Consider the following 13438-nt stretch of genomic DNA (forward strand, 5'->3'; position numbering starts at 1 on the left):
ACATGCGGCGGTTGATTGAACGTTCGGAATATTTTGCGGCAAAAAACGAGCCCGCCGGACCGTGCAGTCCGCCGGGCCCGCTCCAGAAGCGGCGCGGCTCACTTCGCAGCTTTTAGGGCAAGCTGCTCGATGACGGCCATGCGCTTCTTCAGATTGCGCTTGTACATGAAGGTGTAGAGCCAGCCGACGAACCAGAAGTTGGTGGTCAGGCTGTTTTTGTTGAAGGAGTTGAGCTCCGAGTACGTCACCCGGGTGCCGCTTTCAGCCGCCTCAAAGCGGTAGCCGACGGTGATCTCGCCTTGGCTGTAGGAGACCTTGGTTTCGATCGCCGCGTCGGCCGTGATTGCGGTCACTTCGACCTGCGTGGGCACCTGTTCCTGCTGAACCTTGGTGCGCATCTGGCTTTCGATGACCTCCCCCGGCACCAGCTCGGTGATGCTCGGGTCGAAGTGCTGGAAGTACTTGAGCTGCTGGTCGTACACCGTCTGGTAGGTCGCCTCAAGCGGCGCGTCCAGGGTGGTGGTGTAAGTCATCGGCTTCAGTGGCATGGTGGGGCCTCCGTTTCTTTGGTCATCATTCTAAGTTGGCTTGGGCACGCTGCACGCCGGCATGTGTCAGCACGCGTGACGTGACTGCCCCGTTATGATCGGGAACAACCCGGGCACCACCCCCCAATTGTTCGTGTGGCTAATACTCGGCATTGACCCAGGTAGCCACACACCCCATCCGTAGGGCGGAGGCGCGAGCCGACCACGGCTGCAGGCGCAGGGCCGGGGCGAGCCAGCGTGAAATTGCTGTTAGCCAGCGGGTTTGGCTGGCTTACAGCAACGGCGGGTCGCAAGACCGGTCTTCGGGCTTGCGGGAGCCGCACGCGTTCCGCCGTCCCGGCCCGGAGCCGGAAGTCGTGGTCGGCTCGCGCCGGAGCCCGGCCTTCGGGTACACGTCAGGAAGTTACTTTCCTTCAGCGGCCTTGGCGAGTTCCTTTTCGCCGTCCTGCTCGTCCTTCAAGAACTGCTTATCCAAGACCTGAAGGAACGGAATCCAGATCAGAGTCGAGACGGCGACCTGAACCAGCTGCAGCGCGGCACCCTTCCAAGAGCCGACGGCAATCCAGCCGGAAAGGAAGATTGGCGTGGACCAGACGACGGTCGCTCCGATTGGCTTTGGCACCAGGCCGATGGCCATGGCGACGTAGCCGATGGTGATCATCACCATCGGGCCGAGCACCCAAGGAATGAAGATGGTCGGGTTCAGCACGATCGGCAGGCCGAACGTGACAGGCTCGGAGATGTTGAAGAAGGCCGGCACGGCAACCATGCGCATGGTCTTTTTCATTCGTGCGGAACGGGCGAAGACCCAGCCCATGGCCAGGGCGAAGCCCAGGATCATGCCGGTGATTTCGAACACACCCATGAAGGTCGTGCAGATGATGTGTGGAATCGGCTGGCCCAAGGAGTAGGCCTTGTAGTTCTGAAGCGCCAGGGCGTCGTAGATCGGCTGAACCACCGAGTTGACAACCAGGGTGCCGTGAATCCCGAACCACCACAGGAACTGGGAGAAGAAGCCCACGACTAATGTTGCGGGAAGCGTGGCGCCAATCCCTTGCAATGGGGTCTGAAGAATGTCATAAATAAAGTCGAAGGCGTTGCCCCAGCTGGTGAAGGTGAAGAGGTAGCGCACCGTGGTGAACACCAGCAGCGAGGCGGAACCCGGGATGATCGCGGTGAACGAGGTCGCGATTGCGGGCGGCACGGACTCGGGCATCTTGATCGTGATGTTCGCGTTCTCAAGCGCCGCGAAGATCTCGGTGGCGATGATCGCCGTGATGATGGCGACGAACATCCCCTTGGAGCCCAGGTAGTTGATGTCGATGTAGGAGCTGGTCTTGTTGGTCATGATCGGCAGAAGCATCGCGAACGCGGCCAGCGAGATGCCGCCGGCGTAAAGCTGCGTCGCGTGAAGCTTGCCGGCCAGGTGATAGGCGATGCCGAACACGACGAACAGCGCCGTGATGTTCATGGTCGCGTTACTGATGGGGCCGAGGAAGTTGTTAAGGAAATCGGTGACCACTTTCGGCAGGTACTTGGCGAAGCTGAAGGTCGTTGGAAGGTTCTGAACAATGATCATGATGGACGCGAACATGGTTGCCGGGAACGCAACCATCATCCCATCACGAACGCTTAACAAGAACTTGTTTTCTGACAGCTTGGTCGCAATCGGTAGGACCTTGTCTGTCATCACATCTTGCATACTCATGCGATGTGCCTCCTATAATTATGGCGTTGGGGGGAACCGGCGGCCGTGTCTTGGCCGAGACGAGCGTTGCCGAAGCGATGTCCCCACGAACAAAATATTTTGAATAAATCGATTTACAAGACCCATCTTAACCGCTTACACTGAAAAGCGATATATGCAAATGTTGAGGAGGCATCGCCAAATGTCGACAACCCACGAGAATCCGCGGATCTACGATTTTTCCAACACCAACCGCACCTTCAACCTGGACGTCAATGTCTACACCTGCGGTAGCGAGGCCTGCGAGCCCGACCACGCGTACGGTCCGACCGTCCGCTCCGGCTACATGATCTACTTCGTGCTCAACGGCGAGGGCACCTACACCGTGCGCAACCGCCAGTACCACCTGGGCCCAAAGCAGGGCTTTCTCATCGAGCCCCACACCCTGATCACGTTCCAGGCCGACCACAACAAGCCCTGGACCTACCTGTGGATCGGCTTTTCGGGCCAAAGCGCGGCCAAGTACATCGCCGGCACCTGCCTCTCCTCCGCCGCCCCGCTGTTTGACTTCGAGTTCAACTCGGCGATCCTGCGCGCGGCCAACGGCGTGATCGAAGGCTCCAACCACCAGGAGAACCGCAACCTGATCATGACCGGGCGGCTGTTCGAGTTTCTGTACCGGCTGGCCACCGACTACCCCAACCGTCGTGCGACCACCACGATGTCGCACCGCGAGCTGGTCGAGTACGCCCTGTTTTACATCTCCCAAAACTACAGCGAGCCGATCACCGTCGGCAGCCTGGCCGCGGTGATGCACATCGACCGCACCTACCTGCACCGCCTGTTCACCAAGCGCGTCGGCCGCTCCCCGCAGGCCTACATCAAGAAGTACCGCATGGACCAGGCCAGCCAGCTGCTGCGCGAAACCGACTACCCAATCCAGGTGGTCGCCCGCGCGGTGGGCTACGAGAACCAGTTCTCCTTCTCCAAGGCCTTCTCAAGCCTCAACGGCGAGTCCCCGACCGCCTACCGCGCCCGCCACGTCCAAAAGTAACCCCCGAAAGGAAGCACATCATGCCTTTGAAGCTCGGCATCATCCTCGGCACCATTCGCTCGCAATCGATCGGCGGCAAGCTGTTCGCCTACCTGCAGGCCACCTGGCCGGACCAGGCCGACGTGCACTACGACTGGATTGACCTGCACAATTTTCCCCTGCCGCTGTACGACCACGCGGAGACCCCGGCCCACCAGCCGGTCCAAAACCTGGTGCCCGGCGAGCGGGCGTGGCTCGACGCCCTGGCCGCGCAGGACGGCTACCTGATCATCAGCCCGGAGTACGACCACGCGATGACCGGCGCCCTGAAAAACGCGCTGGATTACGTCGGCCCCGAGGTCGCGCGCAAGCCGGTGCAGATCGTCACCTACTCGCACGACGACACCGGCGGCATCATGGCCGCCGAAAGCATGGTCAACGTCTTTCGCATGCTCGACATGCTGGTGCTGCCCAAGCCCGTGTGCCTCGCCCGCTGCGACCGCCACTTCACGGTCGACGGCCGCCTCGATGAGGCGCTGCCCCAAAGCGCTGACTACGCCCACCGGCTGGCCGTCGCCCGTCACGACCTCGCGTTTTACGCCGGGCTGCTGCACGACCACCCGTATTCGCCGCTTGGCTGAAAGGAGCCGCGATGTACACTGAACTTTCGGGCTCCGACCCAATCACCCTCGACACCCCACTGGGCAGCCGCGTGCCCTTCGGCATCCTGCAGTGCCTGACCGGCGCCGGCCTGCGCTTGGCCTCGCGCGACGTGACGCTCAAGCCCGGCAACATCGCCCTGCTGCGTCCCAACGGCCCGTTCACCCTGGCGCCGACCACCGGCCCGCTGAACGCCCGCTACTTCACCGTGCCACTGACCGCCGACGCGAGCTTCGGCCCCAACGAGCTGATCCACGCGATGCTGGCCTCGACCGAGACGGCCCACATCGTGTTTCGCCGCATCGACCACGCGCTGACCAACGGCTACTGCGCCCAGCTCGCCCGGCTGATCCGCACCACGCCGCAAGACGACCTGCTGGCCTACCAGCAGGAGTCGGTCGCCCACCTGCTGTTGACCGAGCTGTCGCGCTCCGACCTCAACGCGATGATGATCATCGAATCCGACTTCCCCGAGACCGACCTGCGCCACACCCCCAAGGACCGCCAGGCCGGCAGCATCCTGAACTACATCATGCAGCACATCGACCGCGTGACGCTGAACGCCGCGGCGGCGCATTTTGGCTACGAGGCGAACTACTTCTCGCGCCTGTGCCACCAGCTGTTCCAAAAACCGTTCTCCGAGGAGGTCCGCTTCATCCGCATGAACCAGGGCAAGAAGATGCTGACCTTGACCGACCAGAGCATCAACGACATCGCGGCGGCCTTGGGCTACAAGAACCCCGCGAGCTTCGACCGCCACTTCAAGCACCACACCGGCCTGACGCCGTCGCAGTACCGCGCCAAGCACGCGGCAAGCGAGCGCGACTGAAGCCTTGGCAGGCCGGCACGCGGCCGCCCCGCTCACAACCCGGCACTGAAAAGGCAGCCGGCGCAGTCCCAATTGGGGCCCGCGCCGGCTTTTTGGCGTGGGCTGCGCGCGTCGATATGAATTTTTATTGAATATTATTCCACGTAGTCGTATAGTAGGGCATATTGTTTTTTGCAAAGGAGCGCATCATGAAACTGAAATCCCCCCTCATCTGGCTGTTCGCCTGGCTGCTGTGCCTCGGCGGGCTGGCCGCCCACCCCGTTCAGGCGGCCGGCGACGACTCGCTGGCGCAGATCAAGGCCAAGGGCACCCTGGTCATGGGCAACTCGCCGAACTACCCGCCCTACGAGTTCACCGTCAACGAGAACGGCAAGGAGAAGATCGTCGGCATGGATATCGCGCTGGGCAAGCAGATTGCGGCGGACCTCGGCGTGCGCCTCGTGATCAAGAAGATGTCCTTTGACTCCCTTTTGGTCGCGCTTGAAACCGGCAAGGTCGACATGATCCTCTCCGGCTTCTCCCCGACGCCCGAGCGCAAGGCCCACGTCGATTTTTCCGCCAACTACTACGTCTCCAAGCAGTACCTGATCGTCAACAAGGCCGACAAGGGCTACTACCAGGACCGCCACTCCTTCTCCGGCAAAAAGGTCGGGGCGGTGCTCGGCAGCACCGCGGCCACCCTGGTCAAGCAGCAGATGCCCGGCGCGGACCTGACGACGATGGAGAACGCGGCCGACCTCGTGCTGGCGCTGAAGGCCCACAAGATCGACACCATCGTCAAGGACTCCGCGTCGGCCATCGCCTACGCCCAAAGCGACAGCAGCCTGGCCGCCATGGACGGCAAGTTCGAAGTCTCCGCGGACGAGGCCGGCAACGCGATCGCTCTGCCCAAGGGCGCGACCAGCCTGACCGCCGCCGTCAACAAGACCATCGCCAAGGTGCAAAAGCAGGACCTGTTCAACAAGGTCTACCTCAAGGACGCCGGCAAGGCGATTGCGCAGACCAACGCGACCAAGTCGATGTGGCACTACTGGCCGTACTTCGCCAAGGGGGTCCTCTACACCGTCGGCATCTCGCTGGTGGCCGTCGTCATCGGCACTCTGCTCGGCGCGCTGATCGCCTTCGTGCGGCTCGGCCACCTCGCCTGGCTGCGGGCGCTGGCCACCGCCTACGTCACCTTCGTGCGCGGCACGCCGCTGATGGTGCAGGTGATGTTCATCTACTTTGGCATCGGCATGTTCTACGACATCTCCGCCGTGGTCGCCGGCACCCTGGCCGTGGGCCTGAACTCGGCGGCCTACGTCTCCGAGGTGTTCCGCGGCGGCATCGACTCGATTGCCAAGGGCCAAAGCGAGGCCGCGCGGTCCCTGGGCCTCAGCCAAAAGGACACCATGCGCTACGTCGTGCTGCCCCAGGCACTGGCCAACATCTGGCCGGCGCTTGGCAACGAGTTCATCTCGCTGATCAAGGAGACCTCGATCGTCTCGATCATCGGTGTCGCCGATCTGATCTACCAGCTGCGCGTCGTCCAGGCCGACACCTACTCCGGCGTGCTGCCGATCACCATCGCGATGGTCCTGTACTTCATCCTCACCTTCGGCCTGTCGCGCCTGCTGCACCACTTCGAAAAAAGGCTGCACCACGCGGCCTAAGACGCAAAACGGCAGGCGGCCGGACCCCAGCAATGGAATCCGGCCGCCTGCCGTTTGCGTCTCATCTTGCGTCTTGTCGCACGTCGCATCACGCCGCCTGGCGCGGCTGCTCCGTCAGTACCCGGTCGACGATGCCCTGGGCCGCGACCACCGACAGGCCCGGGAAGGCCTTTTGGAGCGCCCGGATGGCCTGCGTCTGGCCGAAGCCAAGGTCTTGGGTCAGCCGCCGAGCGGCCGCCTCCAGCGCGGCGGGATCGCGCGGTATGCTGGCCGAAAACCGTGCCAGCTGCACATCTTGAACAAACACCACCGCTGCCCCGATCAACACAATCCACATCAACCAAGCCATCGCGCGCACCTCCCGCATGTCCGCAGTCTCCAAGCGGCCCCGCGCCGCCCTCTAATCGCATTATGCCACTGATTGTAAGCGGATACAATATGCAAAATTGGCGGCCGCTCGCGCATCCAGAGCGCCGCCGGATCCCCCTAACGCAAAAACGCCCGCCACAAGCTGCGACGGGCGCGCCGAAGCCACCGCACTCACACTGTGCGGTGGCTTTGGCCTTGTTCGGCTAGGTTTCCGGCTTCGTCTTACCGTGGTGGTCCTTGTGGTGCACCCACCGGTTCCGGCAACCGCGCTGCTGGCTCGTTTAGGAGTGGCGGTTGCCGGCAAGCAGCCGGCGGGGTGGAGCGGGTCTCCCTGGTGTCCCCTCACTTCGTACCGGGGTTGCACTAAAGCGTTTGCGCTCAAAAGCCGTGTGGCACAACACTGCGGCTTGGCAAGGGTGAACCGGCACCGCGGTGCTAACCGTAGCCCGATCCTGCGCGGTAGATAGTACACAGCCATGGCCTAGCTGAATCTCCGTGCTAAGATAATCATCTGAAGGCATCTTAACACTATACCAATTTCTCGTCAAGCATCGCGATCACACGACGACAAATTCCACTTCGAGGTCGCTAGACACCGCACTAGCGCAGAATAATTGACTTTATCGCCAAACTCAGTTCTCTCCGTTTCAACTATCGGACAGATTACGTTACTTTTAGACCAATCGGATATATACTGACAAAAAGCAGGAAGGCAGGTACCGCAGATGACAGGAAACGCTCCCCTCATTCGCGTCAACGTGACGCTCTCTGACGTCTTTTTTGGCAACCTTCTGGACGATACCCTCCACCTCACCCACACCGAGATGCTGGTCGTGACCGTCGACTCGCTAGTGCTCTCCGATGACACCGAAATTCCGATTACACCGGTTCAAGTTTTGCTGGAATTCGACCCGACCCAGACGCCACTGGGTCTGCTGTGGCGCGTCGGCGACGCCTTTCAGGTGTCCGGTCGCCTCCACAAGACCCACCTTTACCCGGGACGTGTTCAGTTCGAGCAGCTCAGTCGACTTCGTGAAAGCGCGATCCACGACGTTACCGGCTCAACACGCACCTGGTTACGCCAAATCCCCCGTCCGACCACACGTGCAATGCTGAGTCGGAGCCTAAAACGCTTCATCCTAAACGACATCACGTTTGCCCAGTTTCAGAATCAGCTGCGGACCCAGAGTCGTCCCCTTTCCTCGCGAATTCGCCGCAATCTGCGCACGGCTCAGGATCAACAGATGGCGACATGGCGCGCCCTTCGCATCGCAATGACCCAGCTAGCACCGGACACCTTTATCATTACGCACCCCACTACAATCCGCGTGCGTCAACTGACGAGCGGCGGCAAACTTGCAATGCAGATTAATCGCGACCGCGCCGCCGATGACGACTACCACCACCAGCTTCTGATGAGCATCCACACCCACGAGCGCTGGATTAACCCGGGGGACCCGCCCCGTGTCCACCTTCCTAATTCTGAGTCAAATCCAACGTCTGGCCGTGCCCCGGGTCATGCTGCACCCGTCCAAGTCTCGCTCACCGTCACCGTCCGGCACGCGGAAACCGTGTGCCTGGCCCCCAAACTCGGCCCACTGCCCACGATGGACGCCCTGGCTGCGACGGTGACTGCCTTCGACCTGCCGCCTCAGGCCACCGACGGCAGCGGCGCAGCCTTCAATCCACACTTTGCGACCTTTCTCGTGTACGATGCTGCACTGGCCCGCCTGCAGCTGACCCCAGGCTGGCAGGGCGTGCTCACAGGAACATTCAATCAGGTGCGGCTCGTGGTCCCCGCGCAGCAGGCCGCCCTAGTTCGCGCCCAACAGCAGGTACTGCACCGCCTGCGCCAGCTGCTGGACCAGTCGCTTGCGGCCACCGGCGACCCGGTTCTGCCAATCTACGCGCGGCTGTCGACTCGGCTGGCGGCGGGAAAACTCGGCTTTGCCGACTACCTCAAGCGGCTTGGCAAGCTCCGCGCCGCGGACCCGCCGCTGGCCGCCCGTCAAACCGCGGCTTGGCGGGCCTACACCCACAAGTACCAAGCGCTGACCCGTCCGGCGTGGTTTCTAGCCGACATCACCGACCAGGTCACAACGGACGGCGGCGAAATGCTGCCGATGCTTGCCATCGACGCCGCCCGACTGACCGACGCATCCTACCGCCACCAGCTGTTCGAGCAGTGGCAGCAAAACGCCGCCGGGGCCGTTGCGCCGCTTGACCAAGGCCCTGCGGATTGAGTCACCGCGCCTGGCCTTCATCCGGCCCCGGTCCGCGCCGCCACGCCGCCATCCCCGCCACGCCGCATCCCCGCCACGCAAAAAAAACGGCCACCACGCATTCGCGCAGTGACCGTATTTTTGTGGCGCACCCGCCGCTAGCGGCTCGCCACCGCCTGGGTTTCGGCCAGGTGCTTGTTGGCCGTCGCCAGCATCAGCCGGATGCGGTTGAGCTGGTTGACCACACTGGTGCCGGGGTCGTAGTCGATCGGCGCGATGTTGGCGCCCGGGAACTGCTCGCGCAGCGCCTTGACCATGCCCTTGCCGACGATGTGGTTGGGCAGGCACCCGAACGGCTGCATGCAGACGATGTTCGGCACGCCGGACTTCAAAAGCTCGATCATCTCGCCGGTCAAAAACCAGCCTTCGCCGGTCTGGTTGCCCAGGCTCAAGACCTTGCTGGCGTCGTGCGCAATCTCCTCGATCGCCTCGATGCCTTCAAAGCGCTTGGACGCCTTGAGGGCCTTTTGCATCGGCAGCTCGCACCAGCGAATCACCTGAATGGCGAACTCGCCGAACCACTTGGCCGAGGCCTTGGCGCCGAGGTGCTCGTACTTGAACACCTGGTTGTACAGCGAGTAGTTCATGAAGCCGACGATGTCCGGCACCACGGCCTCCGCACCCTCTTTTTCAAGCAGGCGCACCAGGTCGTTGTTGGCGATTGGCGAGTACTTGACCAGGATTTCGCCGACCAGCCCGACCTTTGGTTTCACCGCAGCGGTGAGCGGAATCGTGTCGAAGTCCTGGACGATCTGCGCGACGTTCTTCTTGAACTCGTGGAAGCTGCCCTTTTCAATCGACGGGCGCACCAGGTCCAGCCAGTCCGCGTGCAGCTTGTCGACCGCGCCAGGCTCCAACTCGTAGGGCCTGGTGTGGTAGACGACACGCTCGAACAGGTCGCCGTACAAAAAGGCGATGGCGACGCGCCGCAACAGCGGCAGCGTGAACTTGAAGCCCGGGGTCTCCTCGACGCCCTGGTTGCCCAAAGACAGGGAGACGACCGGAACGTTAGCGAAGCCGGCGTCCTTCAAGGCCTTTCGAATCAGCGGGATGTAGTTGGTCGCGCGGCATCCGCCGCCGGTCTGGGTCATCATCACCGCCGTCTTGTTCAGGTCGTACTTGCCGCTTTGCAGCGCCTCGAGCATCTGGCCGATCGAGATGATCGCCGGGTAGCAGGCGTCGTTGTTGACGAACTGCTGGCCGACGTCGACCGCCTTGCGATCCTCCATCGGCAGGTTGACCACGTTGTAGCCCGACGCCTGAAGCGCGACGTCGACCAGGCCGGCCTGGTGAATCGGCGACATCATCGGCAAAAGCAGCGTGTAGCCGCTTTGGGCCATCGCCTTGGTGAAGTCGACCGGCTCCGGCGCGTCTGCAAGCTTTTGCGGCAGGATGTGGCGGCCTTCGCGCTCGGCGACGGCGGCCTTCAGGGAGCGCAGCCGGATGCGAATCGCGCCCATGTTGGTGCCCTCGTCGATCTTGAGGCTGGTGTACAGGCGGTTGTAGCGGTCCATGATCTCCTCGACCTGGTCGGCGTCGATCGCGTCGATGCCGCAGCCAAAGGAGTTGAGCTGGACGAACTCCAGCTGCGGCGTCTTGGCCGCGATTTTGGCCGCCGCGTAAAGCCGGCTGTGGTAGACCCACTGGTTGACCACGCGCAGGCCCTCGACATCGCCGAGGTGGGCGATCGAGTCTTCGGTCAGCACGTGGAAGCCCTCGGCCGTCATCAGCTGCGAGATGCCGTGGTTGACCTCGGGATCCAGGTGGTACGGGCGCCCGGCGAGCACGATGCCGTGCTCGCCGGTGGCCATCAGCATCCTCAGCGTGTCCTCGCCGCGGTTTTGAATCTGCTGGTGGAAGTGGTCAAGCTCCTTGTAGCCTGCCTCAAGCGCGTCGGTCACCTCCTGCTTGGTCACGCCGAAGTCCTGCAGGCACTCGTAGAGGTTGGCCGCGGTGCCGGCGTGATCGGCCAAGTTCAAATAAGGCGAGCGCATGTCGACTTGGCCCGAGGCGATCTCGTCGACGTTGTTGCGGATCACCGCCGGATAGCTCTGGACGATCGGGCAGTTGAAGTGGTTTTGGGCCTGCTGGGACTCGGTCACCTCGTAGACCACCGCCGGGTAGAAGATGTGCTGGTAGCCCTTGTCGATCAGCGCCTGGATGTGGCCGTGCACCTGCTTGGCCGGGTAGCAGACCGTGTCGCTCGGGATGGTCTCCATGCCCTTTTCGTACTGGGCCGCCGAGCCCTTAGGCGAAAGCTCCGCGCGAAACTTCAGCTGGGTGAAAAACGTCTGCCACAGCGGGTAGTTCTCGTACATGTTCAAGACCCGCGGCAGGCCGATGGTGCCGCGCACCGCGAGCTTTTTGCGCATCGGCTTGTAGGAAAACAGCAGGTTGTACTTCTCCTGCACCAGGTTGACCTTGCCGTTGTCCTTGGGCAAGCGCTCTTTGAGGCCGCGCGCCTCACCCTTTTCGCAGCGGTTGCCGGTGACGAAGCGCCGGCCGTCGTTGAACACGGTGATGGTCAGGGCACAGTTGTTCTCGCAGCCCCCGCAGTGCATGTACTCCTTGGTGAAGGTCAGATTGTCCATCTGGGCAGGCAGAAGCATCGTGGTGTGGTCGCCGGCCGCGGCGGCGTCCTGGGCGATCAGCGCCGCGCCGTACGCGCCCATCAGCCCGGCGATGTTCGGCCGGATGACGTTGACCCCGGCGATCTGCTCGAAGGCGCGCAGCACGGCCTCGTTGTAGAAGGTCCCGCCCTGGCAGACAATGTGTTGGCCCATGTCCGACGGCTTGCGCATCTTGATCACCTTGAACAGCGCGTTTTTGATGATTGAAACGGACAGACCGGCGGCGATGTCACCGATGGTCGCGCCCTCTTTTTGCACCTGCTTGACCTTGGAGTTCATGAACACGGTGCAGCGTGAGCCCAGGTCGCTGGGGTGCTTGGCCAAAAGCGCCGCCTGGGCGAAGTCCTGGATCTTGTAGTTCAGGCTGGTCGCAAAGGTCTCGAGGAACGACCCGCAGCCGCTCGAACAGGCCTCGTTGAGCTTGATGGTCGACAGCGCGTGGTTCTTGATGGTCATCGCCTTCATGTCCTGGCCACCGATATCCAGGATGAAGTCGACGTCCGGCTGGAAAAAGCTGGCCGCGCGGTAGTGGGCGACGGTTTCGACCTCACCGATGTCGACCATCAGCGCGTTTTTGATCAGGTGCTCGCCGTAACCCGTCACCGCGGCCTTGGCGATGGTGACACCCGCCGGCAGCTTGGCGTACATGTCGCGCATGATCTGCTTGGTTTTCTCCAGCGGGTCGCCGTCGTTGCTGTCGTAGTAGGTGTACAGCAACTTGCGGTCGTCGCTCATCAGGGCCACCTTGGTCGTCGTCGACCCCGCGTCGATGCCCAAGAAGGCCTGCCCCTGGTAGCTCGCCAGGTCGCGGGTGTCGACCCGTGCTTCGGCGTGGCGCTTGCGGAACTCCTGCAGCGCGTCGTCGTCTTCAAACAGCGGCGTCAGCGCGTGCGCCGGGCGCATGCCCGAGTCGTCGCCGTGCTCGAGGCGATCGAGCAGCGCGACCAGCGTGGTCTGCGGCTGATCTTCGGCGTAAAACGCCGCGCCCTTGGCCACGAACAGCTGCGGATCGGCCGGGAACACCACCTGCTCCGGGGTCAGGTGCAGTGTCGTGATGAAGCGCTCGCGCAGCTGGTCCATGAAGTAGAGCGGCCCCCCGAGGAAGGCGACGTTGCCGCGGATCTTGTGGCCGGCGGCGAGCCCGGAGATGGTCTGGTTGACCACCGCCTGGAAAATGCTGGCGGCGATGTCGGCCTTGGCGACGCCGTCGTTGATCAGCGGCTGCACGTCGGTCTTGGCGAACACGCCACAGCGGCTGGCGATTGGGTGGATCACCTTGGCGTCCCTGGCCAGCTCGTTGAGCCCGTCGGCGTCCACCTTGAGCAGCGTCGCCATCTGGTCGATGAACGCCCCGGTGCCGCCGGCGCAGGAGCCGTTCATGCGCTGCTCAAGCGCCGCGCCGAAGAACGTGATCTTGGCGTCCTCGCCGCCCAGCTCGATCGCCACGTCGGTTTGGGGGATCAGCGTCTCCACCGTTTTGGTGCAGGCGATCACCTCCTGGACGAACTTCAGGTTGAGCAGGTTGGCCAGCCCCATGCCGCCCGATCCCGTGATGGTCAAGGACAGGTGGGTCAGCGGGCCCAGCTCGTGAACGGCCTCCTCGATAATCTTGCGGCTGGCCGCCTTGACGTCCGAAAAATGCCGCTCGTAGCGGGCGAACTGCGTGTTGTGCGCCTCATCCATCACCACCAGCTTAACCGTGGTGGAGCCGACGTCGATGCCGCCGATCCAGTGCTGATCCATACTTA

At 62.7% G+C, this 13438-nt stretch carries 9 protein-coding genes; 5 read left to right on the forward strand and 4 right to left on the reverse strand.

The window, feature by feature from the left end:
* Nucleotides 1–98: 98 nt before the first annotated feature.
* Nucleotides 99–548 (reverse strand): DUF3284 domain-containing protein, encoded by a 450-nt coding sequence (locus LE416_RS07200; RefSeq protein ID WP_225047778.1) that lies wholly within the window; start codon nucleotides 546–548, stop codon nucleotides 99–101.
* Nucleotides 549–951: 403 nt separating this feature from the next.
* Nucleotides 952–2256 (reverse strand): PTS sugar transporter subunit IIC, encoded by a 1305-nt coding sequence (locus LE416_RS07205; protein WP_225047779.1) that lies wholly within the window; start codon nucleotides 2254–2256, stop codon nucleotides 952–954.
* A gap of 181 nt (nucleotides 2257–2437) precedes the next feature.
* Between LE416_RS07205 and LE416_RS07210 the strand changes: the two genes are divergently transcribed.
* The 4 genes from LE416_RS07210 to LE416_RS07225 all read left to right on the forward strand — a co-directional run bounded on the left by LE416_RS07210 (nucleotide 2438) and on the right by LE416_RS07225 (nucleotide 6409).
* On the forward strand, nucleotides 2438–3289 hold the full coding sequence (locus LE416_RS07210) for an AraC family transcriptional regulator (protein WP_225047780.1): 852 nt from the start codon (nucleotides 2438–2440) through the stop codon (nucleotides 3287–3289).
* Nucleotides 3290–3309: 20 nt separating this feature from the next.
* The gene (locus tag LE416_RS07215; protein ID WP_225047781.1) at nucleotides 3310–3909 is read left to right on the forward strand and encodes an NADPH-dependent FMN reductase; all 600 of its coding nucleotides are present in this window, start codon (nucleotides 3310–3312) and stop codon (nucleotides 3907–3909) included.
* Between the two features lie 11 nt (nucleotides 3910–3920).
* Nucleotides 3921–4757 (forward strand): helix-turn-helix domain-containing protein, encoded by an 837-nt coding sequence (locus LE416_RS07220; protein WP_225047782.1) that lies wholly within the window; start codon nucleotides 3921–3923, stop codon nucleotides 4755–4757.
* A gap of 194 nt (nucleotides 4758–4951) precedes the next feature.
* Complete coding sequence (locus LE416_RS07225) at nucleotides 4952–6409, forward strand: ABC transporter substrate-binding protein/permease (RefSeq protein WP_420844380.1); 1458 nt, start codon at nucleotides 4952–4954, stop codon at nucleotides 6407–6409.
* A gap of 88 nt (nucleotides 6410–6497) precedes the next feature.
* Here LE416_RS07225 and LE416_RS07230 read toward each other — a convergent pair whose 3' ends face one another.
* Nucleotides 6498–6758 carry a hypothetical protein gene (locus LE416_RS07230; protein WP_225047784.1) on the reverse strand — a complete coding sequence of 87 codons (261 nt, stop codon included), beginning with the start codon at nucleotides 6756–6758 and terminating at the stop codon, nucleotides 6498–6500.
* A gap of 745 nt (nucleotides 6759–7503) precedes the next feature.
* On the opposite strand from LE416_RS07230, the gene LE416_RS07235 reads away from it, so the two are divergent.
* Nucleotides 7504–9021, forward strand: a complete 1518-nt coding sequence (locus tag LE416_RS07235; protein WP_225047785.1) for a hypothetical protein — start codon at nucleotides 7504–7506, stop codon at nucleotides 9019–9021.
* Nucleotides 9022–9158: 137 nt separating this feature from the next.
* Here the strand turns inward: LE416_RS07235 and LE416_RS07240 are convergent, their stop codons facing one another.
* Nucleotides 9159–13433, reverse strand: coding sequence for a 2-hydroxyacyl-CoA dehydratase (locus LE416_RS07240; protein WP_225047786.1), 4275 nt, complete (start codon nucleotides 13431–13433; stop codon nucleotides 9159–9161).
* Nucleotides 13434–13438 lie beyond the last annotated feature (5 nt).

It is taken from the genome of Lacticaseibacillus kribbianus (assembly GCF_020180945.1).
GTDB classification, from domain to species: Bacteria; Bacillota; Bacilli; order Lactobacillales; family Lactobacillaceae; genus Lacticaseibacillus; species Lacticaseibacillus kribbianus.